A 23,996-nucleotide genomic window follows, 5' to 3' on the forward strand; every position below is an offset into this window, starting at 1 on the left:
CCTAAACTTCCAACTGTCTTTTGCAATATCCAGTCTAGCACCATAAAGATCGGCTTCTAAACTGTTTGGATTCTTGTAGCCAACTGTATTAGTTTTGAGGTTCGCACCGCCCATTTCACCTGCACCATGATCAAACTGATGCGTATAACGCAATGCTGTAGCTACTTGATAACTATTGTTCATCCATTTATATCCTAGATCCAAAGTTGAAGAAGAAAAAAGTTCAGGTACAGCAGTATAATTAAACAGCCATTCAACTTCCTCTTGTGTACCATTGTTAAATTCAATTAATAAAATTTTATCGTCTATACCTGCAGCTTCAAGCTTACTGAGCGTGATTCCTTTATGCATCGCCGTATCATCATTCTCTCTCCATTTATCATATTCACCTGGTCCGTCATCATAGGCAAAGACATGATGAAAATCAGTATGGTCTCTTAATTTTTGTTTTGTTAAAAACGCTGCCTTGAAATTATATTTTGAAACGAACTCACTCTGTAATGTTATACCTTCAAAAGTATTTGGTATCATCTTGATATCATTGCTTTTGGTCATATGACTTTCAAAGATCTGACGTCCCAATCGGATCGAAGTATTATTAGTTCTGTATTCCATATATGCTTGCGCTAAACTTGTAAGACCATATTCACCTTGTGTAGCTACCTTGTATCGACTCAATACTCCTTTACCCACTGTATAATACTTCACATATTCATCATCCATATGCAATGGGTTTTGTGTCGTATATCCACCTAATGTAAAGCCAAACCCATTGAGATAAGCACTTTTATATATAAGACTTCCACCTACACCTATAGTGTAATAATCTTTCCTTACTCCAGTGATCTCTTCATCCCAATTAAATATAAAACTATTAAAACGCAATCTACCGTATAATTCACCTTTTGTAAAAATTTCATTGACGTTATTTGCATTAACCGGTAATATATTATAAATCTCTGTCATATCATTTTTCAATTCACGTTTTTGAGGTGATTCACCGGCCTGAAGTAGACAAACAGTCGAATATAGGAAAGCCATGCAGATTATTATCTTTTTTATTTTTGTTTTCATTATCTATTTCTTTATATATTTCAGTATATAACGGTATGTAAATTTTATTCATGTTCCTGTTAAAAATGAAATTTTATCGTTGTATAACTTAATATATAACGATAAAATTTTTATATCAAAGTAACAAACAACATTTATTATCAAAAAGTACATTAGATAAAAACCTTATAATCTAACATATTTTATAAGGTAAAGTATACTTTGACACTTAGTATATTATCTAGGGTAATTACACATAAAACTTAGAAGCTCTCAACAACTTCAAAGCATGCTCTATTTTATCTTTCAAAACTTCTTCATGCTCGCATAAAAGAGGATTTATATCTAATGTTTTTGTTTCAGACTTCACTTTAATGTCATTAAGTATACCGGCACGCTCTTTACAATTTCTGTACTCACGCAGAGGCTTAAAAAGAATATTAAGTTCCTCGACGATAATGCGCGACTCTTTCTCTCCTATGATATGGAAAAAATCTTCTATTAAAGTTTGAAGAGAGTCTATAAAGATATAAAGCTCTTCAAGCACTTCATCATCATAGCCCTCTTTCGTTTTGCCTAAAAGCATTTCAAATCGTCCTAAACGCTCTCTGACTACATTTTTTATCTCTCTCTTTAAAGAGGTATATGTTTGGTTTTTCTGTACTTCGATCTCTCTTGTAAGGATATTTGTCATCTGTCTAAAAGGTTGGGAGAGGAGCATTTGTGTCACAGTTTTCTCTTCTTGGGTGATGAGGCTTTTTAACTCACTATAGAGTGTTAACTTAGCATCTTCGCGTGTGGCACACAGTTCATTTAAAAAGTAAAGATACCGCAATACCTTGGTCTCTTCATAGTAACGTTGCAGTAAATCGATACAAAAACGCTGTACATTTTGGCTGAACAGATCTGAAAATGTCTCCAGTAGAGTAGCTGTTCGACGCAAAAGAACACGTAAACGATGCAGTGTTGCACTAAAATGTTTCTTCTGAAAATTCATCTTATAGTAGTTTATCAGACGAATGTTCCGGTAAAGTACTAAAGAGACACCATCACGTACATAAACACGTTGTGGTACTTGCCAAAAAAAGAGATTGGGTGATTCAAAAGCATCTATCTTTTCAAAAAACTTTTGTAAATTGTACTCCATAGGTTTCACATACAATGCAAGAGCATGATCATTATATTTATCATCCTGATCGATCTCTTTGAGAACAAAAGGTTGTAATTCCTGGACAGTTTCTGAGTTTCTAAATGTTTTTTCATCTTGAAAATATGCGATCAGTATATATAGACCTTCAAGTTTTTTTAAGTATTTCTCAATAACAGAAGTACTCCCATCTATCATGACTGTATGAGATGTTTTAACGATGACTCTGCCCAAATGGTTTTTACGCTGGGAGGTATACTCCTCTTTACTGACAGATGAGATCTCTTTATGCCCATGATTATTTACCATGACTTTTGTATAGGTATCTGGAAAATGTTTATGGTAATAACACGACTTATCAGCATTTGAAACCGTATAGAACTGTTCTGTTTTCTGAGTGCTTGGCGTATATTTTTTAAGCCAGCGCCAAATGTCTGAAGATACTAAAAACTTGCGTTGTATGTTATTCATATTAGGGATTATATCACAAAAGAAAAAATTGACTCTACGCTCCTTTTTAACTATAATAAGCCATGAAAAACTTCTTTTTAGCACCTATCAAAGGCTACCAATACATTTCAAAAATGTTACCTGCCTCATGCCGCTATTATCCTTCCTGTTCAGAATATGCTAAATGGCAGTTTGAATTTAATGCACCACATAAAGCATTTGCAGCAAGTTCTTTACGCATTTTACGCTGTAATCAATTCTTTAAAGGGGGCATTGACTATCCATTGGTTCACTTTAAACCTCCAAAACCTACAGCTTTACTCAAATTTAATACATTTTCTGGCAAAATCAATGTCATCTATTGGTTGGTACCCCAAAGTACAGCCCCAGATAATACAAACTTTTATGTTTTAAAGGACTTTGATGCAATTAACCGCGCCACTTGACATGCACTTACATCTCAGAGATGGAGAGATGTTAGAAAATATCGCTAAAACAAGTGCCCATACTTTTTCAGGTGCTATTATTATGCCTAATCTTGTGCCTCCGGTAAGCAGTAAAGAAGAAGTTATCGCCTACAAACAGCGTATCATGGATGCGGTAGATAATGAAAAATTCACCCCATATATGACACTCTTTTTCAAACCCTCTTATGACAAAGCATTTTTAGAATCAGTCAAAGATGAGATCACTGCGATCAAACTCTACCCTGCAGGTATCACCACGAACTCTGAAGGTGGAGTAAGCGGTTTTGATGTAGAAGAGTTACGTCCTGCACTTGAAGCAATGAGTGAACTGAATATTCCACTATGTGTACATGGAGAAACCAATGGTTTCGTCATGGACAGAGAAGCAGAATTTGTCAGTATTTATGAAAGATTGGCTACAGCATTTCCTAATCTCAAGATCATTATGGAGCATATCACAACCAAAGAGAGTGTCGAAGCATTAGATAAATTTCAAAACCTTTATGCGACCATTACTCTGCATCATCTTATCATCACACTAGATGACGTGGCGGGTGGTATGCTCAAACCTCACCTCTTTTGTAAGCCTATAGCCAAACGTCCAGAAGACAGAAGTGCCCTGCTCAAAGTAGCTCTTGAGGCACATCCTAAAGTCATGTTCGGTTCAGACTCTGCACCACATCCAAAACATGCAAAAGAGGCTTGTGGCTGTGCTGCGGGTGTCTTTACTGCACCCATTGCCTTACAGGTATTGGCTGAACTTTTTGAAAATGAAAATGCTCCACTTGAAAATCTTCAAGCCTTTATTTCAGGTAATGCACAAAAGATCTACGGTGTCACCCCTTTAAGTAAAACCGTCACGCTTGAGAAAAAAGAGTTTACCGTACCTTCAGATTACAACGGTGTTGTTCCTATGTATGCAGATGAAACATTAGCCTACAGCATAAGAGATGTTAGAAATGGATAAACGACTAAAAGAATTTGAAATATAATAATAAAAATACTGAGGTTAAAGCACTTACTCAAAAATAACTTGCTAACATATAGACAAATCAAGAAGGATAGTAAATGATTGCAAATAACATTGAAGCACTTATAGGAAATACCCCTCTAGTCAAGATCAATACACTTTCAGAAGAGACAGGCACAACTATTTTAGGTAAATGCGAATTTATGAATCCTACCTCTTCCGTGAAAGACAGAATTGCCTTCAATATGATAAATGAAGCACTAAAATCAGGGGAAATTGATCAAAATACAACGATTATTGAACCTACGAGTGGGAACACAGGTATAGGTCTTGCGGCTATTTGTGCCGCAAAGGGACTGAAACTTATTTTAACGATGCCTGAGTCTATGAGTATAGAACGCCGTAAAATTCTTATGCATTTAGGTGCAGAGCTAGTTCTTACTCCTGCATCTGAAGGTATGGGTGGGGCCATCACAAAAGCAGGTGCATTAGAAAAAGAACTGGACAATGCAAAAGTACTTCAGCAATTTAACAATCCAAACAACCCAGACATCCACCGAAAAACAACAGCCCCTGAGATACTGAAAGACACAGAGGGTAATGTGGATATCTTTGTAGCTGCTGTAGGGACAGGTGGCACACTTACAGGTACAGGGGAAATACTCAAAACGGAGATCCCTTCACTTCAAATCATTGCAGTTGAACCTACTGACTCTCCTGTTCTGGAAGGCGGAAAAGCCGGACCGCATAAGATCCAAGGGATTGGTGCAGGGTTTGTACCTGAGATACTCAACACAGAAATTTATGATGAAGTCCTTGCAGTGAGCAATGAAGCCTCTTTTGCTATGGCACAAAAAATTGCCAGAGAAGAAGGTTTGCTCATTGGTATTTCAGCAGGTGCAAATCTGCATGCTGCCTATACTATAGCAAGCAGACCGGAAAACAAAGGTAAAACAATCGTAACGATACTCTGTGATACAGCTGAACGTTATCTTTCTACGGAACTATTTGATACCTAATGTCAAAAGTTCAACCATCAGATTCTCTGTTACTAGAGACGATCAGGATAGAAGATGGGGAAATACACAATCTAAGCTACCATCAAAAACGATGTAACCAAAGCCGTAAAGCACTATTTCAAAGTACCGATACACTAGAACTTTCCTCCATCATCAATCCACCCCATAAGGGCTTATACCGTTGTCGTATCCTCTATGCTGAGACACTACACTCTATAGACTATATTCCTTACACTCCAAAAAAGATACAAAAATTGAAAATCGTCTCCTCAGACATTGAATATAGTTTAAAATATGCCAATAGAGATGCTTTAAACGCCTTGCTTGAATCAAATAAAGATGTAGATGAAGTGATCATAGAAAAAAATGGTTATCTAACCGATACTACCATATCAAACATTGCTTTCTTTGATGGGAAACAGTGGTTTACTCCTGAAAAACCTCTACTTGAAGGTACCATGAGAGCCAAATTGATCGATGAGGGATTTTTGAAAACAAAGCAGATAAAGAAAGAAGACCTTCAAAACTATTCACAAGTGGGTCTAATGAATGCTATGATAGGATTTAAAATTCTAAATATGGATAACATACAAAATATCATTAAGGGAAAATAATGACCATTAACCTTTTGCAAACACCTGAATATCGTACACTTATTCAATCACACATCTTTGAAACCATTAAATATCTATTTAACAGAAATCAAGAATTTGCACTTGCATGTGAAGTCAAATACATTACATTTACACCGGAATTACCCTCCCATATCAAAGAATCATTTAATGATACAGTTCTATTTATATTGAGTGGCTTTACCTTTGAAAGTGCTCAGTTAGATGAAGAGTATTTCTCTTTTGAAGCGGGGTTTGGGAGTGAAAATTTTGGTTCCACGGTATCTTTACCGCTGCTTGCTATCAAGCAAGTCTTTGTAGGAGATAACCCCATAGTCATTAATCTTGCAAATCCGGTGATTGAGAGTGAAAAGAAAAAAGAAGTAAGTGCATCCAAAAAATCTTCTATGGAAGCACTTTTAAAGAATCCTGAGAATAAAAAACTCCTCAAGAATAAAAAATAGAGTCTACTCTTAGCAGCGACCCGCTAAGATGTAATTTACTACATTATCTACATATGCATTGTGTTTATTCTCTTTAGAGTACACGATGAAGAATTTACGTGTCATTGTATAACCTCTAAGTCTTGCTTCAAAAAGTTCACCATTGGCAACTTCATCCATAATAGCATATTTTGATATGATAGACACTACTGGTTTATCTGGATTTCTATCACTCTTCTTAAGTGTTTGGAGTACAGTAGTAGTATTACTTACTTCACTAAGTACATTAAAGCTTTTACAAGAAACACCCAATTCATCAAATACTTCTTGAACAACTTTTCTTGTATGTGACCCCTCATCTCTACAGATCCAATCAAAATCATATAACTCTTCTGTTTTCAATGTTTTGGCTATAGGTACATTACTTACAACCACAAGTTCATCTTCCAACCATTCTCTGTAAATAAGATCTGGATCGATTATAGGTGATTCAATAAGGCCCACATCTATTTTTCTATCTTTCAGTTTTTCTATGATGTTATCACTTAGATCGATATCTAAATTTACACTGTTGTTGATCGCTTCACCAATCGTATTAAGACATTGTCCCGGGATAATATATGTACCGATAGTATATGAAGCACCTAGTCTAAATGTGATCTCTTTATTGATGATTTTAAGTATATCTTGTTCTGAAGAGATTATCTCTTTTTCAAGTCTTGTTGCTATTTTATAGAGCTCTTCACCCTCATTGGTTAATTTAATACCATTCTTTTTACGCTCAATAACCTTACATGCCAGATATTTTTCAATAAATTTAATCTGTTGTGTTACCGCAGGTTGTGAAATTCCCAACTTTGCAGATGCTTTAGAAAAACTTCTTTCACGTGCTACAGTTAAAAATGTCTCTAACTTTACAAAATCTTTTAACATTTAATTGTGTCCTTAATTCTAAACTAATTCTTAAATATATAAATATATAAGTTAATAAAGTCATTATATCTAATTATACTTAATCTAACATAAGTTATTCTTATTAGAATAATTCTATTTTGCATAAAATATCTAAATTTTTCCTTTATGGCACTTCTAATCAATTAAAAGGTATAATTAATACTATATAGGAGCACAATTACGTTATGGAAACAATTTTAAATGCACTAAACCCATCACAGCGGGAAGCTGTAGAACATATTGATGGTGCCATGCTTATCCTTGCAGGTGCAGGGAGTGGAAAGACCAAAACCCTTACCACAAGACTCGCTTATCTTGTAGGAGAAGTAGGTATAGACCCGGCAAACACTTTAACACTTACTTTTACCAATAAAGCTGCTTCTGAAATGCGAGAACGTGCCCTTAAACTCATGCCGGAAAAAGTAAGTTACCCTCCACTTTTATGTACTTTTCATAAATTTGGTTTACTCTTTTTAAAATTCCATATTGAAAAACTGGGTAGAAGTAATGCCTTTGTGATCATAGACAGTGATGATAAAAAACGGCTTTTACGTTCTATAGCCAAAGAGCTAAAGGTAGACCTAAACATATCATTTATTGCTTCTGAGATCTCAAAATACAAAAATTCACTACTCTCACCTGAAGTGGTTTTAGAAAAAGCTGAATTACCTGACTACAAACAAATAGCCAATATTTATGTAAAGTACCAAGCAAATATTGAAGAGAACAATCTTGTAGATTTTGATGACCTCTTAATGCTTACCTACAAAATACTTAGTGAAAATGATGCGCTGAGAAAAGAGACAAGTCAACGTTACCAATACATCATGGTAGATGAGTACCAGGATACCAATGAACTACAGTTTCAACTTCTTGAACTGCTCTCCTCTGAACATAATAATCTCTGTGTTGTAGGTGATGATGATCAAAGTATTTACGGATGGAGGGGAGCAAATATACGTAATATCTTAGAGTTTGAAAACAACTTTGAAACATGTAAAACCGTGAAGCTTGAAACAAATTACCGTTCTACTGAACCCATTCTCAAAGCTGCCAATACGCTTATAGAACACAATTCAACCCGTTTAGGCAAAAAACTTACTTCGCATAAAGGTGAAGGTCAAGAGGTCAAACTACTTCACTCACTTGATGAGTCTATGGAAGCAAAAGCCATTGCACATGAGATCCAAAAACTGCTTGATGAAGGTGCAGATCCGGACGAGATAGCAGTACTTTACCGTATCAATGCACTGTCACGTTCACTTGAAGAGGGTTTTACAAAAGCTGGTTTAGGCTTCAAACTGATCGGTGGCATGCGTTTTTATGAACGTGCAGAGATCAAAGATCTTATCTCTTACTTAAGAGTTCTATCCAATCCACATGATGATTTTTCTCTTATACGTATCATCAACAAACCTAAAAGGGGTATAGGAAAAGCATCTATAGAAAAACTGCAGAAAGCTGCATTTGATCATAAAATGTCAATATTTGAATATATAGATAAATCGGCACAAGGTGAACTTCCTTCTATCATTAGTAAAAAAGTAGCCACTGCTTTGGGTCAACTTGCCGAAGATATCAAATTTTTGCAAGAAGCTTTGGAAAATGAACTTGGTAACTTTATTACTCTCTTTGAAGAGCGTATCAAGCTTAAAGATCATTATGCCGGTATGGTAGATGGCTTTGACCGTATCTTGAATATTGATGAATTTTATGGGTACTTCAGAGATGCCGTGATCAAAAATCCTGATCTTACACTTGATGAGTTTCTCAATGACATCTCACTACAAAGCGATCAAGATCAGGTTGAAGAAGACACTATCACCATTATGAGTATACATGCGGCAAAGGGATTGGAGTTTGAACACCTTTTTGTCATAGGTCTTGAAGAAGAGTTCTTTCCTCTGCTCGGTGAAGGCTCAAATATGGAAGAGGAGCGTCGTCTAGGCTATGTAGCGATCACTAGAGCGAAGTCGGATCTTACACTTTGTTATGTCGACAGTCGTTTTTACAAGGGTCGCCGTAAAATGATAGACAAGAGCCGTTTTCTAGGTGAAGCTGGGCTCATCCAAGAGACAAGCCTCAAGATCACAAAAAGTTCTGCTTTTAAAAAAGGGGACTTGGTTAAACACAAGATCTTTGGTATCGGACGTGTACAAGCTGCCAACAAATCCGGTAAAGAGTACAAACTTCTTATTAACTTTGGCGGAAATAAAAAAGAAATTTTAAGTTCATTTGTTCAATCAATATAAAGTATAACTCTATTATGCAATTGAAATTTACTACTATTTTAGATTTGTAATTTTTTTCAATTACCTTATATTTGAACTGTGATGGTGCTTCCCCTTCATTTTTTAAAAAAACGAAGCAAAAATCGTCGTATCTCTCGAATCGCTTTACTTACAAGGGCGTTCGAAACGACAAGGCACACTGCGTGTGATTAAAAGTGAATACTAAAGGAAATCAACTGTGAATAGATTATTTGTAGTCAATAAACCTATTTTTAGATCTTCTAACGGATACATGGGGTATGTCAAACGTAAGTATGGGACGAAAAAAGTAGGGTTTTCCGGTACACTTGACCCTTTTGCCACAGGATGTCTCATTGTTGCTACCGGACAATACACCAAACTGTTCCAATACCTCAATAAAACGCCTAAAAGCTATAAAGCTACACTATGGCTAGGAGCAAACTCCCCAAGCCTTGACATTGAGAAGATAGACAGCATTAAAGAGGTATCTCCTTTTACAGAACGACGAATAGAGGAAGCTTTACTTTCGCTCAAAGGTGAACTTACCTATTATCCGCCAAAATTTTGTGCAAAAAAGATCAATGGGAAGCGCGCTTACGAACTCGCACGTGAAGGTTTGGAAGTAGAACTTAAAACCATCACGTCTACTATTTATGACATTAAACTACTAAACTATAACCATCCTTTTGTACACTTCGAAGCAAAAGTCAGTGAAGGTACATATATACGTAGTCTAGGTGCGCTTGTCGCAGACAAATTGGGAGTAGACGGTACACTCTCAAGCTTACACCGTATTCATGAAGGACAATTCTACTTTGATAATGAAAAAGCCCTGAACCCTTTTACACATTTGGATATTCCTTCCAATGTTTACACAGGTGATGAGGAGTATATGGAACTGGGTAAAAAACTTTCACGAGAATATTTTGAAACAAAGGAGGATGGTGTCTATCTTATAGAGACTTCAAACTTTTTCTCTATCATCGAAATAGCAGGTGAAGAGGTCAAATATAGATTTAACCGTATCCCAAAGTTTGAGGAAGAGTCATGTACAGTATAAAAGCGCACGCAAAAGTGAACATTTTTTTAAAGATCACTGGTCATAAAGACGGATACCATACCTTGCTCTCAAGATTTATGAGAGTAGAGGATCTATATGACACCATCACCTTTGAACCATGTGAATGTGAAACCTTTACCATAGATGGCTGTGAGGATATCCCTCTTGAGTCTAATACCATCTATAAAGCATATAAAGCACTCAACAACTATACCGGTGATCTAGATATACTCAACTTCTTTTACAAACATAAAGTCGTCGTCACCAAACGTATACCAAGTCAGGCAGGTTTAGGTGGTGGAAGTTCTGATGCTGCTGCTTTTATGCGTTTGGTAAAAGAAGTCTGTAACCTTATGATCAGTACTAAAGAGTTAGCGAAACTGGGAAGTACTATAGGTGCTGACCTGCCCTTTTTCATCTACAATTACCCTTCTGCAAATGTAAGCGGTTTTGGTGAGATAGTCGAACCTTTTGAAGAAGAACCGCTCTCTTTAGAACTCTATACTCCTGACATAAGATGTGACACTACAGTAGTCTATAAAACATTTAAAGAACATCTTTTGGATGATATTACTCTCAGTTCTTTCATAGGATGGGGAAAACTAGACTCAAAAACTTTGCTGGAACTCATTGCAGATCCTGTTAGACTGAATGACCTTTACAATGCAGCACTTATCGCTTATCCTGAGCTAAAGAATGTTGCCAAGGAAGGATGGTTCTTTTCAGGAAGCGGAAGTACATTTTTCCACTTGGTTTAAATTGATTCCTATCGATCCTTTTATCTCATTTAATTAGTATCTCTTTATTCAAAAGATAAACTATTAACCTATACTGGTTATAATAAAAAAATTTAATGTAAAGAAATAGTAATAATGTCTAAACTCTCCCAATATCCTGATATTTTCGATGAACTCAAAGAACAAGTACGTAACGCCGGTCTACTCAACCGTGTACCTGTTCGAGGTAGCATAGAAATGATCGCCATTCTTGGCTCCATAATAATTGCACTTGTAACTGCAGCACTTTGGAACCCTATAATTTTAGGACTCTTTTTAACACTGCTTTTTACGCGTTCTGTATTTGTCTCTCATGACATATTACACACACAATATTTTAAAAACAAATCCCTTTCCAAAAAACTCTCTTACCCTTTTTCTGCACTCATACTCAGCAACTCCTCTTCATGGTGGGACTATAAACACAATGTCAATCACCACACCTACTGTAATATTGTAGAAAAAGATGCAGATATCCGTGCCCTTGATGGTGCATTTACGCCCAATAAAGGAAACAAACCTTTTATCAAAAAGTATAAACACATCATCTTTTGGGGAGCAATGTTTTTTATGTTCCCTGCATTTATAGCACAGTCATACAAATTTGTGATCACACGAAAACTCTGGGGAGAGTTTTCACTAATGCTGCTTCACTGGCCACTCATTTGGGGAACCCTGATTTACCAAATTGGTGCGGCCGATACACTTATCGTAGCATTAACACTTAACTTTGTACTCTCCCCATGGCTTGCTTTTGGTTTCATTACAAACCACTTGGGTTGTGAAACATTTAATGAAGAAGAAGCCAAAGATTTCTCTTGGATGGAACTGCAAATGAGAGGAAGCCGTTCTTTGAAAGGCGGTTTTTTAGTACACTGGTTCTACGGTGGACTCAATACACAAATAGAGCATCACCTCTTTCCTAAAGCACCACGTTTTAATCTTCTTAAAGTACAGAAGATGACAAAAGAGTTTGCCCGAAAGTACAATATACCGTATTTTGAAACGACACCTATAATGGCATATATACAGATCAATAACGCGTTAAAAGAGTATTGAAGTTTCTATTCCTCTTTTGCTTTCTTCTTGAGCATAAGTAAATACAGTTCTTCAACTTTATCTCGTGCCCAAGGTGTTTTTCTTAAAAATTTGAGACATGAATTGATACTGGGATCATAATTAAAACATCTTATATTTACAAACTGTCCTAACAGTTCCCAGCCGTACTCTTCTTGTAACTCTTCAAGTATTTGTTTTAATTTAATGCCGTGTAAAGGGTTGTTTTTATGTTCATTATTCATCAGGTTATTTCCATTTTTTTGGCCTCTGCTTCGATTGAATTTAATCGCTCTTATTTGTTATTTGGCTCGCTTGTACCAAAGTTCTTCATCGAAAATTTAACTCTCTCTTGGACATCTAGGTGACCTTTCTGCTTATCTATCATGTCGTAACGATGTATTGCACCAGCTTTATTGGCAATTTGTATTGCCAAACCTGGACGTGCATTGAGTTCCAATATCAAAGGACCTAAATTTTTATCCAGTACAATATCTGCACCCAGGTATCCTAAATGAGTCACTTCATAACATGATGCTGCCAGAGTGAGTATTTTTTCCCAATACGGTATTTTAAGCCCTGAAAAATCATACCCTGTATCGGGGTGATGTGTTATTGGAGAGCCATGCTGTACAGAAAAAAGTGATTTCCCGGATGCCATATCGATACCAACACCCACTGCACCCTGATGCAAATTAGCTTTACCGTCACTTTCGCTTGTTGAGCATCGTAACATAGCCATAGCAGGATAACCTTTATAGACTATAACTCTGATATCTGGAACACCTTCATAACTGTAACGGTCAAAAATAGGATCAAATTCTACCAATTGTTCAATCATTGCAACATCAGGCTTACCTCCCAAAGAGTAAAGACCACTTAGTATGTTGGAAATATCACGCTGGATATCTCTAAGTTGTAACCTCTGTCCATTTGGCTTAATAAACTCATCACCTTCACGTTGCATAATCACTAAAATACCTTTCCCCCCACTTCCTTGAGCAGGTTTGAGAACAAATTTATCAAGACCGGCTAAAATATTTTTTAGGTTACGTAGTTGGGACTGGCGTTCGATAGTTGCAAGTAATTTAGGTACAGCAATACCAGCATTTTGTGCAACTACTTTTGTCTTAAGTTTATTATCTACCAGAGGGTAAAACTTACGATCATTTTGTGCACCGATATAATGTATATTACGTTTATTCATACCCAATATACCAAGTTTTTTGAGCTTAAAAGGATTAGCCAACATGTCCTAGTCCATCATAGATTTAAAACGAATTAATTCACTCAATCGGTAGCCACTATAACGCCCCAACATGATAATTGCTGCCAATACCACAAAGAGTAATTCCGGAAAGTTAAAGGCAATATGTGAAACAAAAGGGTCACTCATCACAAAGTAAGCGAACACGGCTACTATCAAAGATCCTCCACCTTGAATAAAAACTTCTTTGGCTCCTTCTTCTTCCCAGAGTATTGACATCCTTTCAATCGTCCAGGCCAAGATGATCATAGGGAAAAATGTAACCGTGAGTACCTCTTTAATACCCAGTTTAAAACTCAAAATACTCATAAATGACATAATCACTATAACGACGATCATAACCGCTGAGATCCTTGCCACCAGTAACAAGTTAAGCGTGCTTAAATAAGAGCGAATAACCAATCCCATACCCACAATCAATATAAACATAATCAGTCCTGCAAATAGTGTTGTTTCCATAAAAGCTAATGCTATCAATACAGGCATAAATGTCCCTGATGTTCTCAACCCTCCTATGATCCTTAGCAGTACCACCACCAATGCACCAAAAGGCACCAATAATATATGTCTATATGCATTTTGTTCTGAAACAGGTAATGAAAAAAGTGAAAAATCCAATATAGCAGCTTTTTTCAGAAGCTCTTGTTTTTCAAGAAGATATTCTACTGGTACTTGACGTTCATTCAATGAAAATCGTATATTGGATTTTGTTGCACCGGTTACATCAATCAATGAATCACCACCTTGTTGCCAGACAAAAAAGTTTTTATCCCGAGTAACTTTTCCTTTTTTTAAATCATAAAGCTGCCATTTCTTTCCATCATAGACTTCCAGCATAGGTGTCAATGAAATATTACGTCGTTCACTTTCCAAATAGAGCCCATAAATATTTCGTACCAATATCTTTCTGTATTTCAAAAGACGAGAGATCATTTCAAGTTTGGTTTCTCCTCCCTGCGCAAGCAATATTTTTACTGCTTGCGAAGGTTCTTTTGCATTAAAGTCATGAATTAATTGTGCTGCAAAAGAGTGTATATCCGCTGATCTCAATCGAACATCATCAAGAAGGTTTTTTGCTGTATTTCTTAATGTATCAGGAAGATCACTCAGTGTTTCAATTTCCTGTTCAAAAGGGACAAGAGGCAATTCGGGCTTGAATTCTCCTGGTTCTATCCAGACTTCAATAGAATAGTAAAGTATTTGAGGTCCAACTACATTTCTCTTACTCCATTCTGCTCTTTTCCCAGTTATTGTCTGCGCTTCAGCATAACCAAAACCAGAAGATGCCACATCTTGAGAGAGTATCTGTATACCCTCTTGTGGCTCTGGTAATGCCATAGAGACTAAAACAGGTTTATTCTTTCCTTCAAAAGAAATCTCTGCTCCTATCTTATAAACTGAACGCTTTTCATGTGGTAAAAATGGTATCCCAAGTACTCCGACTTTGTACCAAACAATAAAGAAGCCTATAAAAGCCAGACTAAGCGCAATGAGCAATACTTGAAATTTTCTAGACACGAAACTCCCTTTTATTTAGGTAAAACCATAGGTTTAAACTGATATTTTTTTGCAACATCAACGATGAAATAATCACGTAGAAAATTACGTCCGATCAGTACAGGATATATATAGGCATCTCTATCATTCAAAGTGACAGGAATGAGTTGAGAGACATCCCCAAGTATAATACGCATGTTTACAACATAACGATCTTGCGACACCTCCCCATGACGTTTAATTTGTACAGTTTTGACTACTTTTCTTTCAATGATGTGTTCCTTTTCTCCATCCATACAGACAAAACGTACCCACTGTTTTCCATCACGCTCAAAAGGTGTAATATTTCGTGCATCAACAGATGTGGTTTTGGCACCGGTATCAATACGTGCTTTAAGTATGATATTCGGTGGTACAAGTCGAACATTTTCTATAGCACCAATAATTTTCTTAGCACCCGATTTTTGTGTATTGACATTCTCCATAATACTATTTTGTACTATAGTATCTTCTTTAGCATGTATGAAAGATGTAGTGCAAAGTATAAAGAAAAATAGTATGCTGTAGTGCCATCTTATTGGTAAGATCATTGCTAAACTCCATATAGTAAATATTTATATAATTATACCATAGAAGAGGATACAGTCTGCCTCTTTCTTACAGTGATTATATTTCGATGTTATAGCAAAAATATATTACTTTTAAGATTAGCTTTAGACCAATACTGCCCGATAAGAAGGAGCATATATTAATAGACGATCTTCTTCCAGCCAAAATCTCTGAACAATCTCATCCAAGTACTATCTAATGAGGCAGCTATCACTAATTTTTCTTTACCTATAGGATGTATAAAAGAAATTTTATTTGAATGTAGGAGAAGCCTATAACATTCATATTTCTCACGAAAAAGTTTATTATGCTCTCCTCTTCCATGTTTCGTATCTCCCACAATGGGATGAAATATATGTTTCATATGGCGTCTAAGTTGATGTTTTCTCCCAGTTTTTGGAAGAAGTTTTATCAATGAATAGCGTGCCACGGGATAACGGCTTACAGGAAAGGGTAACTCCACTGTAGCCAGACGTTGGAACTGTGTTTGTGCCTCTTGTACTTCTTTTGTAATACCTTGTTTTTTTTGCTCTTTGGTATCCAACATCTGTTTGAGTGGGTAGTCTATGAGTGAAGTATCTTCTGTAAATCCACGTACGATAGCAATATACTCTTTATGTACCTGGGATGAACGAAAAAGAAGAGACATCGTCTGTGCCATCTCGGCACTTAATGCAAAAAGCAATACCCCTGAGGTAGGCTTATCCAAACGATGAATTGGATAGACATATTTTCCTATCTGATCGCGTATCAACTGTAAGGCAAACTGTGTTTCATGTTTGTCTATAGGTGACTTATGTACAAGCAAACCTGATGGTTTATTGATAGCCACAAGATACTCATCCTGATAGAGTATTTCCAAAGGGTTTATTTCTGTATTATCCATTGTGAATTATATGATATAATTCTACAAAATATAGATAGAGCCCTCTACATAAAGGAACGATTTGGCAATCAATATCGTAGCACAGAACAAAAAAGCCAGACACGATTATGAGATACTTGAAAAGTTTGAAGCAGGTATTGTACTGTCTGGTGCCGAAGTCAAAGCACTGCGTGCTAAACGTGCTAACCTAGTAGATGCTTTTTGTCGTTTCATCCAGGGTGAGCTGCATCTTATGAATGCCCATATCGCTCATCTTGAAACAGCAAGCAAATATTTTACTCCAGATACACGTACACCAAGAAAGCTACTCTTGCACAAAAAACAGCTCGAAAAACTCTATGTCAAAGTACATAAAGATGGTCTTACTATCGTGCCTCTAATGATCTATTTCAATGAACGTAACATTGCAAAAGTAAGTATTGCTATAGCTAAAGGTAAAAAACTTCATGACAAACGTGCAGATATGAAAGCAAAAACACTCAACCGTGAAGCCCAACAAGCGATGAAAAATAAAGAAGAGTAAAGATGCAAAAACTTAGTGATCTATTGTCAGGTTATAAAAGTGTTGTTCTTGGAACACAAGGCAGTAATGGCTATCCTTTCTCCTCTTATGCACCTTTTTACTACGATAGGGAACAAGTGTATATCTTCATCTCAAACATTGCGACACATGCAAGAAATATACAAACAACACACAAGGCATCAGCATTTTTCATAGAAGATGAGAATAAGAGTGAAAACATCTTTGCAAGAAAACGCATATCTTTGCAATGTGATGTAACTTCTATCTCTAGAGATGAGGAGACATTTAACACTGTTATGGAAAATTTTCAAGATAAATTTGACGCTAATATGGTAACGATGCTCATGGGGATGAAAGACTTTAACCTTTATGCACTCAAACCCATTTACGGTGAAGCGACTTTTGGATTTGGAGAAGCCTATCACATAGGCGGAGAGAAGATGAATGAACTCGTAACAAGGAGAGAAAATAGCGGTCATAAGTAAGGACTACTTTTGACCCCTTCTCTTCTCTAATAAAATCTCTCTAGAAGAAAAGTAAGTATGCTCTTTCTTCTCTTGTGTTCTCTTTTTACGTTTATTTATGAGTTTGGTATGTGTATTTGGTTTAATGACTCTGTTTTGCTTCACTTTTTTCCATAATGAGACTCGTTCATACCCTATGAAGCTATAGATACTCTTTTGTATCTTTTTAACCAACCACTTTAAAAAGCTTTTTACAGGTATATGAAATACCTTTTCCACATAATACTCCATCCAGCCAAACCATAATACAAAAGAAGCATAAATCTTTCGTAATCCCTTAGCCAAAAATGGAACCTTTTCCATCCAAGACAGCAGCCAAGTGAAGATGATGACTTCAACAATGGGGGCAAGCCAACTTCCCCATAAGTAATCTGTAAAAAAATAGGCAACAGCTGTACCAACTTTAAGAAATATTGCCAGTAAAAAGCTCCATACTTTAGCTACGAAAACTTTCACAGCAAGCATCCCGCCCATGAATTTACCTATGAAACCCAATGATCCCAAGAATGCAAAAATAGTCATCAATTTTTTGGTTAAAGGAAAATTCTTAAAATTCTTTTTTGCATGTCGCACCAGTTTCCTAATATCATTTGAAAGATGGTCCAGGAAATGAGTCTTGATATTTCCCATCACCACTTTTTCCACTACATAACGTTTTCCCAAACCTGTAGCAGAAAGCAGTGCGAGCTTTTTAAGAAAAAGAGTCAATATGAACTTGCCTTTCACAAGAAAAAATGCAGCCAAAAGTGCAAAAAGATTTTTCTTTATGAAAAACACTATTCTCAAAAATAATGCTACTACAAAAGCACGACTCTCCTCATGGCTGAACACAACCATGAGACTAACAAGAAGTAGGAGTGTACTCCATAAGAGAAGTCGTTTTTTCATATTTAATCTATTTTCTCAGTGATTCTTTGAGTGTCTTGTAAAGCCGTTTCATTTTTTCCATAAAAGGACTTTTATTTGCAAAGTATTTTTCTTTTAAAACTTTAATGCGCGTCTTTATCTGCACAAGATATTCTATAGTTTTCTTATGCATCTCACTAGACTTGATCCAATCAATCGCTTTCATTATCCACTCATAGAGCCATTTAAACCATCCAAACTGCATAAGCTTCTCTTCTGTTACTCTAAAGAGCCAAAAGGTAAATGCTGCTATGGGAATTTTAGAAATATAAAGCGCTAAACCCAAAAGAACCTGTCCACTTACAAATAACATCCCTGCATAGATACCAAATGCCTCCACTATCGTAAGCAATACCACAAAAATAACAAGAATCATAGAAGGGTTTACACTCTCCAACTTCGCTTCGATCTTCTGAAGGATTTCTAGTGCATGAATTGCATCATAAATAGGCTTTGCGATCCCCTCCCAAATTAATTCTTCAAAAATGATATAGGTGATAACAAGAAGAAGTTGTAAAAGTGAAAGTAGTCTATTTTTTATGGTTGATAGCATTATGGGGTATCCCTAAATAAATTTTAAAATATTATAGCGATTAATTAGAAAATAATATAGATAAAGAAAGTTTATATTTCTTTTTGATTTGTAATAGTTTTGGTTGAATGGAGTTCATGTAGTGAAAGAACTTACTAATAGTAAGTGACTGAAAGGAATGAGCTCCATTCAGCCGGAAATGCTGCAAAGCAGAAAGAAAGATTACTTTCTTCTGAGTTCTTTGATTCTTGCTGCTTTACCTTTAAGCTCTCTAAGATAGAACAATTTAGCTCTTCTGATTCTACCTCTTCTAAGTACTTCTATACTTTCGATAGAGTTTGAGTAAAGTGGAAAGATTCTCTCAACACCAACAGAGTTAGCACCCATTTTTCTTACCATGAATGTTCTACCAGTTCCTTGACCTCTAATTGCGATACAAAGACCCTCATAGTTTTGAACTCTTGTCTTTTCACCTTCATTAATAGTTACGGCTACTCTTAGTGTATCACCAGCTCTGAATACTGGAATGTTTTTGTTTTCTAATTGTGCTTGTTCAAAGCTTTCAATGTATTTATTTCTCATATGTTATACCTTTTTTGTATAAGTCTGGCCTAAAATACTTTGTTTTACACAAAGCAAGCCCTCTTTTTAAGTCCGTGATTTTACTATGATTACCCTTTAGGAATTCTGAAACTACTTCATTGTTTTCATAATTTTTAGGTTTTGTAAAAGAAGGGGCTTCCAAAAGAGATTCTTCAAAACTCTCTATACTTAAGGAATCACTGTTACCCAATACCGCTTCAACATTACGACTAATGGCATCACAAACCACCATACTTGCCAACTCTCCACCGGTTAATATAAAGTCCCCAATAGAAAATAGTTCATCTGCCTGAGCTTCTATAACACGTTCATCTATTCCTTCATAACGTCCACTCACAAGCACAACATGTTCTTTTTTCGCTAAACGTCTTGCATCGTTTTGTGTAAAAGGTTTTCCCACTGGAGAAAGGAACACTATGTGTGCTTTTTCAGATACCTCTTTGATCTTTTTAATCGTATCCATCAAAGGTTGTGGTGTCATAAGTATACCTGCACCCCCACCTATCATTGGTGCATCAACACGGTTATGTTTATCTTTGGTGAAATCACGTGGATTATAAAGGTCTATAGAGATCTTCTCATCTTCAATCGCACGTTTTAAGATACTCTCAGAAAAGTACCCTTTGATAAGATTTGGGAAAAGGGTGACAAAAGAAAATTTCATAAATATCCTTTTAAATACGACTAGCCGTATTAGCCAACTGCTAAAGTTGACATAGTGTCAACGTAGTTTGTTGGGCTTTGCTAACAAACGTCCTATTAGAAGACAACGCATAGAGTATTCAACTAGCCTCTAAAATGTCTTTAGCATCTTTTGTATAGACTATTTTTTCTTCCGTGTCTACTTTGATAATGTAACGTTCTATATAAGGGAGTAAGAATTGTTTTGACAAACCTGCATCAATCAAACTGGCATCTGTTTTCACAGCAAGATAATCTGTATCTGCCATACGTTGTATATCATCTACCACACCTAAAACTTTATCATCCTGTTTTACTACACAGCCGATAACATCAAACCAAAAGTGTTGTCCTTCACCCAACTCACAATTTTCTTTTGTTTGTTCTTCATTTGCAAAAAGCTTGGTATTGGTCAACTTTTTTGCAGAATCAATACTTTCATAGCCTGTAAAACGAATCGTCCCACGTGTAAAATTAATATCTGCGATAGTAAGATCACCACGGTTACTTTTATAAGTCTTACCTACTTTAAACTGTTCTGGAAAATCTGTATGAAGATGAAACTTGAGGTCACCCCAAAGTCCTATAGTACGCCCTATTTGAGCGATAAGAGAATTGTCACTAGACATAAAATTACTCAGATGCTTTTACATTAACGCGGTAGTTTTTACCGCCTTTTGCTTTACAGCCGGAGATGACTGTTTTAATAGAATTGATCATTCTTCCTTCTTTACCGATAAGTTTACCTATGTCTTCACTGTTCGCGAAGATCGTAATCTCATCGAAACTCTCATCAACTTCTGCGATCTCTATGGAGATATCTTCAGGGTTGTTTACCAAAAGTTTGGTATATGAGAGTAAGAAATCTTTAACCATTAAGACTATTTTTTACCTGCTAGTCTAGTTACTGTTGGGCTCATTTGTGCACCAACACTTAACCAGTAGTTCAATCTTTCTTCATCGATTGTAAGTTCTTTGTTTACACTTACTGGATTATAGTGACCGATCGCTTCGATCCAACCACCATCTCTTCTTTTTCTGCTATCTGTTACTACGATTCTATAAAATGGTTTTTTCTTTCTACCCATTCTTGTCATTCTGATCTTTGTCATATTGTGTCCTTTTGTTTTTTCATTTGTTTTAATGCCTATCTTGAGGAAAAGCTACGCATTTTCGTAACAAGTACTGACAACTGTTTTTTAATGACTAAAACACTCATCAACACTTCATAAATTCTTTTGGAACGCGATTCTACCATAAATATTATAAAGATTTTATTAAAGTCTATGGTTCTCTCACGTATAAGGAGAGTAGTTGTATAAGCTTCATACAGAAGCGTATCAAATCTTAGCGTGGTACACCAGGGAAACCACCGCCGCCTTGCATCTGTGCCATCATATCTTGCATCTGTTTCATACCGCCTTTCCCTGATAACTTTTTCGCCATCTTTGCTGCATTTTTAAACTGTTTAAGTACACGGTTTACCTGTACCTGGTCAAGTCCTGCACCTGCTGCCAAACGTCTTTTGCGTGTGTTAGTAAGAAGATCCGGATCTTCTCTCTCTTTAGGTGTCATAGAAGAGACCATTGCTTTGATCATTTTGATCTCCTCAGAGTTTTCCAGATCCATGTCACCTATCTGCTTTGCCATGTTCCCCATACCAGGTATCATACCCATGATAGACTTCATACTTCCAAGCTTTTTCATCTGTTCCATTTGAGCTAAGAAGTCATTAAAATTGAACTGACCTTTTTTTATCTTCTGTGTAAACCTCTTTGCCTCTTTAGGATCTATGGCAGCTGCTGCTTTTTCTGCAAGAGATTCAACATCTCCTGCACCCATTAAACGGCTTACGATCCTGTCTGAAATAAATTGCTCAAGATCTGGCATCTTTTCACCCGCACCGATGAAACGAAGTGGTACCCCCACCTGCTCTGTAAGACCAAGTGCAACACCACCCTTAGAATCACCATCAAACTTGGAAAGTACGACACCTGTGATGCCTATCTTCTCTTTAAAGGTTTGTGCTGTTCTCACTGCATCCTGACCTGTCATTGCATCAGCCACATAAAAAAGTTCATCCGGGTTAGCTACGCTCTTCACTTCTGCCAGCTCATCCATAAGCTCCTCATCTATAGCCAAACGTCCGGCTGTATCTATGAGGACAACATCATAAAGTTCTTTTTCTGCCTTTGCAAGTCCCTGTTTGACTATCTCTACAGGTGTTGCATTCTCATCAGCTACAAGTTCTACTTCTATACCTGCTGTGATCTGTTTAAGTTGTTCAACCGCAGCAAGTCTTTGCAAGTCAGCTGCAATGACAAGTACTTTTTTCTTTTTTTGCTCTTTGAGGAAATAGGCTAGTTTACCTGTAGTTGTTGTTTTACCAGAACCCTGTAAACCAATCATAAGTACTACGGTTGGCGGTTTAGAAGCAAAAGTAAACCCTTTTGGTGCACCTTCAATCGTTAAAATATCTGTAAGTTTACTTTGTAGTGCTCTTAAAAAGTTGTCTTTACCTACACCATGCTGCTTCGTTTCACTCTCAACACTAGCGATGAGTTCCTTGACTACTTTATGATGTACATCTGCTTTTAAAAGTGATTTCTTAAGTTCTGCAGTTGCTTTTTTAAGTGCTTTTTCATCATCATGAAAACGAATTTTGCCTATGGCATTTTTAAAACTGTCGGTTAAAGTATCAAACATTTCTTACCCTATTTCTTCTCTATTTTTCTCAATATAATGTTGCGATTTTATCTAAGATTTACTTATATCTCGCGATGTCTTTTGGCTCTGCTGCATTAAACTCATAATCAAGTATTTTCATTTTAGCAGAGTGTAAAAGTATACGTTTCGACTGTGTACGGCTTCCATACTGTTCATCACCTACTATAGGATGTCCTATATGTGCAAGGTGTACACGGATCTGATGTGTTCTTCCTGTAGTGATCTCTATATGTACTTTAGACTTTTTACCTTGTATCTCTTCAGGTTTGACTATTGTATGTGCTTTTTTACCACGTACCGGGTCTATCATTGAAAATGCTTTACCTTTTTTAACGGTAAAGATAGGTTCGTCTATCTCCACTTTTTCATAAATGACACCCTCAACCCATGCTACATAATGTTTTTCAACATTTCGGTTTTTAAACTCTTTTATAGCACGTTCTATAAACGCTCTGTTTTTCCCTAACAACAGTACACCCGATGTATCTCTATCAAGTCTGTGAAGAAGTTCTGCACCTGCTATGGAGTCTTGAATCTCATAGCTGTCCACTTGTGCAGGTTTGTTTACAGCGATGATATCTTCATCTTCGTAGAGTATCTCTATATCTTCAGGGTATTCTATACGGAAGATCGTATCTGTACTTATCTCCGCTCTTGCGATCTTTACTTTTTTATCTTCAACATAGACAAGCCCTCTGTCTATTAGTTCTTTCGCTTTGTTGTTTGAAATGTCTTTTGCCATTGCAAGGACTTTATATGCTTTATCTGTAGCCATTTTCTTCTATCCAATCTTTAAATTTATCATTCAGTGGGAATGCCACTATTTTAATCTTGCTGTTTTGTCCTGTTTTAAAAAGTATATCACTTTTTGAGACTTTAAAACTTTTTGCAAGAAACTTTATTAACTCTTTGTTTGCTGCACCTTCTACTGCAGGTGCTTTAATCCGTATCTTAATACTATCATCACCATAGGCTTCACAAAA

At 36.3% G+C, this 23,996-nt stretch carries 29 protein-coding genes; 11 read left to right on the forward strand and 18 right to left on the reverse strand.

Features of this window, described 5'->3' with window-relative positions:
- Both ABZC96_RS01640 and ABZC96_RS01645 read right to left on the reverse strand, forming a co-directional pair.
- Positions 1-1,041 (reverse strand): OprD family outer membrane porin (locus tag ABZC96_RS01640; protein WP_373028616.1); only part of this gene is annotated, 1,041 nt, incomplete at its 3' end.
- Positions 1,042-1,303: 262 nt separating this feature from the next.
- On the reverse strand, positions 1,304-2,671 hold the full coding sequence (locus ABZC96_RS01645) for a hypothetical protein (RefSeq protein ID WP_373028618.1): 1,368 nt from the start codon (positions 2,669-2,671) through the stop codon (positions 1,304-1,306).
- Positions 2,672-2,733: 62 nt separating this feature from the next.
- On the opposite strand from ABZC96_RS01645, the gene yidD reads away from it, so the two are divergent.
- The 5 genes from yidD (at position 2,734) to ABZC96_RS01670 (ending at position 6,181) form a co-directional block, all read left to right on the forward strand.
- Positions 2,734-3,096, forward strand: coding sequence for a membrane protein insertion efficiency factor YidD (yidD, locus tag ABZC96_RS01650; RefSeq protein WP_373028619.1), 363 nt, complete (start codon positions 2,734-2,736; stop codon positions 3,094-3,096).
- Complete coding sequence (gene pyrC, locus ABZC96_RS01655; RefSeq protein WP_373028620.1) at positions 3,074-4,084, forward strand: dihydroorotase; 1,011 nt, start codon at positions 3,074-3,076, stop codon at positions 4,082-4,084. Before yidD ends, pyrC begins: the two co-directional genes overlap by 23 nt.
- Positions 4,085-4,185: 101 nt before the next feature.
- The gene (gene cysK, locus ABZC96_RS01660; RefSeq protein ID WP_373028621.1) at positions 4,186-5,106 is read left to right on the forward strand and encodes a cysteine synthase A; all 921 of its coding nucleotides are present in this window, start codon (positions 4,186-4,188) and stop codon (positions 5,104-5,106) included.
- The gene (locus ABZC96_RS01665) at positions 5,106-5,720 is read left to right on the forward strand and encodes an aminotransferase class IV family protein (RefSeq protein ID WP_373028622.1); all 615 of its coding nucleotides are present in this window, start codon (positions 5,106-5,108) and stop codon (positions 5,718-5,720) included. Before cysK ends, ABZC96_RS01665 begins: the two co-directional genes overlap by 1 nt.
- Entirely contained in the window at positions 5,720-6,181 is a 462-nt protein-coding gene (locus tag ABZC96_RS01670; protein ID WP_373028624.1) for a hypothetical protein, read from the forward strand. Before ABZC96_RS01665 ends, ABZC96_RS01670 begins: the two co-directional genes overlap by 1 nt.
- Positions 6,182-6,190: 9 nt before the next feature.
- Here the strand turns inward: ABZC96_RS01670 and ABZC96_RS01675 are convergent, their stop codons facing one another.
- Positions 6,191-7,093 carry a LysR substrate-binding domain-containing protein gene (locus tag ABZC96_RS01675; RefSeq protein ID WP_373028625.1) on the reverse strand — a complete coding sequence of 301 codons (903 nt, stop codon included), beginning with the start codon at positions 7,091-7,093 and terminating at the stop codon, positions 6,191-6,193.
- A gap of 206 nt (positions 7,094-7,299) precedes the next feature.
- On the opposite strand from ABZC96_RS01675, the gene ABZC96_RS01680 reads away from it, so the two are divergent.
- The 4 genes from ABZC96_RS01680 (at position 7,300) to ABZC96_RS01695 (ending at position 12,261) form a co-directional block, all read left to right on the forward strand.
- Positions 7,300-9,366: an ATP-dependent helicase gene (locus ABZC96_RS01680; protein ID WP_373028626.1), complete on the forward strand. Its 2,067-nt coding sequence runs from the start codon at positions 7,300-7,302 to the stop codon at positions 9,364-9,366.
- Positions 9,367-9,583: 217 nt separating this feature from the next.
- Positions 9,584-10,426: a tRNA pseudouridine(55) synthase TruB gene (truB, locus tag ABZC96_RS01685; protein WP_373028628.1), complete on the forward strand. Its 843-nt coding sequence runs from the start codon at positions 9,584-9,586 to the stop codon at positions 10,424-10,426.
- On the forward strand, positions 10,414-11,184 hold the full coding sequence (locus ABZC96_RS01690; protein WP_373028630.1) for a 4-(cytidine 5'-diphospho)-2-C-methyl-D-erythritol kinase: 771 nt from the start codon (positions 10,414-10,416) through the stop codon (positions 11,182-11,184). Before truB ends, ABZC96_RS01690 begins: the two co-directional genes overlap by 13 nt.
- 114 nt (positions 11,185-11,298) lie before the next feature.
- Entirely contained in the window at positions 11,299-12,261 is a 963-nt protein-coding gene (locus ABZC96_RS01695; RefSeq protein WP_373028632.1) for an acyl-CoA desaturase, read from the forward strand.
- A gap of 5 nt (positions 12,262-12,266) precedes the next feature.
- Here ABZC96_RS01695 and ABZC96_RS01700 read toward each other — a convergent pair whose 3' ends face one another.
- The 5 genes from ABZC96_RS01700 to truC all read right to left on the reverse strand — a co-directional run bounded on the left by ABZC96_RS01700 (position 12,267) and on the right by truC (position 16,517).
- The gene (locus tag ABZC96_RS01700) at positions 12,267-12,503 is read right to left on the reverse strand and encodes a VF530 family DNA-binding protein (protein ID WP_373028633.1); all 237 of its coding nucleotides are present in this window, start codon (positions 12,501-12,503) and stop codon (positions 12,267-12,269) included.
- Positions 12,504-12,553: 50 nt separating this feature from the next.
- On the reverse strand, positions 12,554-13,510 hold the full coding sequence (locus ABZC96_RS01705; protein ID WP_373028634.1) for an alpha-L-glutamate ligase-like protein: 957 nt from the start codon (positions 13,508-13,510) through the stop codon (positions 12,554-12,556).
- A 3-nt stretch (positions 13,511-13,513) separates the two neighbouring features.
- Complete coding sequence (locus tag ABZC96_RS01710; RefSeq protein WP_373028635.1) at positions 13,514-15,043, reverse strand: inactive transglutaminase family protein; 1,530 nt, start codon at positions 15,041-15,043, stop codon at positions 13,514-13,516.
- Positions 15,044-15,054: 11 nt separating this feature from the next.
- On the reverse strand, positions 15,055-15,612 hold the full coding sequence (locus ABZC96_RS01715) for an ATP-dependent zinc protease (RefSeq protein WP_373028636.1): 558 nt from the start codon (positions 15,610-15,612) through the stop codon (positions 15,055-15,057).
- 158 nt (positions 15,613-15,770) lie between these two features.
- Positions 15,771-16,517 carry a tRNA pseudouridine(65) synthase TruC gene (truC, locus tag ABZC96_RS01720; protein WP_373028638.1) on the reverse strand — a complete coding sequence of 249 codons (747 nt, stop codon included), beginning with the start codon at positions 16,515-16,517 and terminating at the stop codon, positions 15,771-15,773.
- A gap of 61 nt (positions 16,518-16,578) precedes the next feature.
- Between truC and smpB the strand changes: the two genes are divergently transcribed.
- Positions 16,579-17,040, forward strand: a complete 462-nt coding sequence (smpB, locus tag ABZC96_RS01725) for an SsrA-binding protein SmpB (RefSeq protein ID WP_373028640.1) — start codon at positions 16,579-16,581, stop codon at positions 17,038-17,040.
- Positions 17,041-17,042: 2 nt separating this feature from the next.
- Positions 17,043-17,525 (forward strand): HugZ family protein, encoded by a 483-nt coding sequence (locus ABZC96_RS01730; RefSeq protein WP_373028641.1) that lies wholly within the window; start codon positions 17,043-17,045, stop codon positions 17,523-17,525.
- Positions 17,526-17,528: 3 nt separating this feature from the next.
- Here ABZC96_RS01730 and ABZC96_RS01735 read toward each other — a convergent pair whose 3' ends face one another.
- The 10 genes from ABZC96_RS01735 to ABZC96_RS01780 all read right to left on the reverse strand — a co-directional run.
- Positions 17,529-18,452 (reverse strand): hypothetical protein, encoded by a 924-nt coding sequence (locus ABZC96_RS01735; RefSeq protein ID WP_373028642.1) that lies wholly within the window; start codon positions 18,450-18,452, stop codon positions 17,529-17,531.
- A 7-nt stretch (positions 18,453-18,459) separates the two neighbouring features.
- Positions 18,460-19,023 carry a hypothetical protein gene (locus ABZC96_RS01740; protein ID WP_373028643.1) on the reverse strand — a complete coding sequence of 188 codons (564 nt, stop codon included), beginning with the start codon at positions 19,021-19,023 and terminating at the stop codon, positions 18,460-18,462.
- A gap of 201 nt (positions 19,024-19,224) precedes the next feature.
- Complete coding sequence (gene rplS / locus ABZC96_RS01745; RefSeq protein WP_373028644.1) at positions 19,225-19,584, reverse strand: 50S ribosomal protein L19; 360 nt, start codon at positions 19,582-19,584, stop codon at positions 19,225-19,227.
- Positions 19,574-20,269 carry a tRNA (guanosine(37)-N1)-methyltransferase TrmD gene (gene trmD, locus ABZC96_RS01750; RefSeq protein ID WP_373028645.1) on the reverse strand — a complete coding sequence of 232 codons (696 nt, stop codon included), beginning with the start codon at positions 20,267-20,269 and terminating at the stop codon, positions 19,574-19,576. The genes rplS and trmD overlap by 11 nt, the downstream gene beginning before the upstream one ends.
- A gap of 118 nt (positions 20,270-20,387) precedes the next feature.
- Entirely contained in the window at positions 20,388-20,915 is a 528-nt protein-coding gene (rimM, locus tag ABZC96_RS01755; protein WP_373028647.1) for a ribosome maturation factor RimM, read from the reverse strand.
- A 4-nt stretch (positions 20,916-20,919) separates the two neighbouring features.
- Positions 20,920-21,162, reverse strand: coding sequence for a KH domain-containing protein (locus ABZC96_RS01760; RefSeq protein WP_373028649.1), 243 nt, complete (start codon positions 21,160-21,162; stop codon positions 20,920-20,922).
- A gap of 5 nt (positions 21,163-21,167) precedes the next feature.
- Positions 21,168-21,398 (reverse strand): 30S ribosomal protein S16, encoded by a 231-nt coding sequence (gene rpsP / locus ABZC96_RS01765; protein ID WP_373028651.1) that lies wholly within the window; start codon positions 21,396-21,398, stop codon positions 21,168-21,170.
- A 235-nt stretch (positions 21,399-21,633) separates the two neighbouring features.
- Positions 21,634-22,992, reverse strand: a complete 1,359-nt coding sequence (ffh, locus tag ABZC96_RS01770; protein WP_373028652.1) for a signal recognition particle protein — start codon at positions 22,990-22,992, stop codon at positions 21,634-21,636.
- Between the two features lie 58 nt (positions 22,993-23,050).
- Positions 23,051-23,788 carry a pseudouridine synthase gene (locus tag ABZC96_RS01775; protein ID WP_373028653.1) on the reverse strand — a complete coding sequence of 246 codons (738 nt, stop codon included), beginning with the start codon at positions 23,786-23,788 and terminating at the stop codon, positions 23,051-23,053.
- The coding region (locus tag ABZC96_RS01780) for a DUF167 domain-containing protein (RefSeq protein WP_373028655.1) at positions 23,775-23,996 on the reverse strand (222 nt) is incomplete at its 5' end. The genes ABZC96_RS01775 and ABZC96_RS01780, both read right to left, overlap by 14 nt.

The organism is Sulfurovum sp. (genome assembly GCF_041551015.1).
In the GTDB taxonomy this organism is placed as follows: Bacteria; Campylobacterota; Campylobacteria; order Campylobacterales; family Sulfurovaceae; genus Sulfurovum.

Excerpts from the sequence above, each read along its gene's own strand:
- ABZC96_RS01730 (WP_373028641.1), top strand. The coding sequence starts at position 17,043 with ATGCAAAAACTTAGTGATCTATTGTCAGGTTATAAAAGTGTTGTTCTT.
- ABZC96_RS01775 (WP_373028653.1), bottom strand. The coding sequence starts at position 23,788 with ATGGCTACAGATAAAGCATATAAAGTCCTTGCAATGGCAAAAGACATT.
- trmD (WP_373028645.1), bottom strand. The coding sequence starts at position 20,269 with ATGAAATTTTCTTTTGTCACCCTTTTCCCAAATCTTATCAAAGGGTAC.
- rpsP (WP_373028651.1), bottom strand. The coding sequence starts at position 21,398 with ATGACAAAGATCAGAATGACAAGAATGGGTAGAAAGAAAAAACCATTT.
- ABZC96_RS01700 (WP_373028633.1), bottom strand. The coding sequence starts at position 12,503 with ATGAATAATGAACATAAAAACAACCCTTTACACGGCATTAAATTAAAA.
- ffh (WP_373028652.1), bottom strand. The coding sequence starts at position 22,992 with ATGTTTGATACTTTAACCGACAGTTTTAAAAATGCCATAGGCAAAATT.
- rplS (WP_373028644.1), bottom strand. The coding sequence starts at position 19,584 with ATGAGAAATAAATACATTGAAAGCTTTGAACAAGCACAATTAGAAAAC.
- ABZC96_RS01665 (WP_373028622.1), top strand. The coding sequence starts at position 5,106 with ATGTCAAAAGTTCAACCATCAGATTCTCTGTTACTAGAGACGATCAGG.
- yidD (WP_373028619.1), top strand. The coding sequence starts at position 2,734 with ATGAAAAACTTCTTTTTAGCACCTATCAAAGGCTACCAATACATTTCA.
- ABZC96_RS01670 (WP_373028624.1), top strand. The coding sequence starts at position 5,720 with ATGACCATTAACCTTTTGCAAACACCTGAATATCGTACACTTATTCAA.
- ABZC96_RS01675 (WP_373028625.1), bottom strand. The coding sequence starts at position 7,093 with ATGTTAAAAGATTTTGTAAAGTTAGAGACATTTTTAACTGTAGCACGT.
- ABZC96_RS01740 (WP_373028643.1), bottom strand. The coding sequence starts at position 19,023 with ATGCTATCAACCATAAAAAATAGACTACTTTCACTTTTACAACTTCTT.
- cysK (WP_373028621.1), top strand. The coding sequence starts at position 4,186 with ATGATTGCAAATAACATTGAAGCACTTATAGGAAATACCCCTCTAGTC.
- ABZC96_RS01680 (WP_373028626.1), top strand. The coding sequence starts at position 7,300 with ATGGAAACAATTTTAAATGCACTAAACCCATCACAGCGGGAAGCTGTA.
- ABZC96_RS01690 (WP_373028630.1), top strand. The coding sequence starts at position 10,414 with ATGTACAGTATAAAAGCGCACGCAAAAGTGAACATTTTTTTAAAGATC.
- truC (WP_373028638.1), bottom strand. The coding sequence starts at position 16,517 with ATGGATAATACAGAAATAAACCCTTTGGAAATACTCTATCAGGATGAG.
- ABZC96_RS01705 (WP_373028634.1), bottom strand. The coding sequence starts at position 13,510 with ATGTTGGCTAATCCTTTTAAGCTCAAAAAACTTGGTATATTGGGTATG.
- ABZC96_RS01760 (WP_373028649.1), bottom strand. The coding sequence starts at position 21,162 with ATGGTTAAAGATTTCTTACTCTCATATACCAAACTTTTGGTAAACAAC.
- ABZC96_RS01715 (WP_373028636.1), bottom strand. The coding sequence starts at position 15,612 with ATGATCTTACCAATAAGATGGCACTACAGCATACTATTTTTCTTTATA.
- pyrC (WP_373028620.1), top strand. The coding sequence starts at position 3,074 with ATGCAATTAACCGCGCCACTTGACATGCACTTACATCTCAGAGATGGA.
- ABZC96_RS01735 (WP_373028642.1), bottom strand. The coding sequence starts at position 18,452 with ATGAAAAAACGACTTCTCTTATGGAGTACACTCCTACTTCTTGTTAGT.
- ABZC96_RS01645 (WP_373028618.1), bottom strand. The coding sequence starts at position 2,671 with ATGAATAACATACAACGCAAGTTTTTAGTATCTTCAGACATTTGGCGC.
- rimM (WP_373028647.1), bottom strand. The coding sequence starts at position 20,915 with ATGTCTAGTGACAATTCTCTTATCGCTCAAATAGGGCGTACTATAGGA.
- ABZC96_RS01695 (WP_373028632.1), top strand. The coding sequence starts at position 11,299 with ATGTCTAAACTCTCCCAATATCCTGATATTTTCGATGAACTCAAAGAA.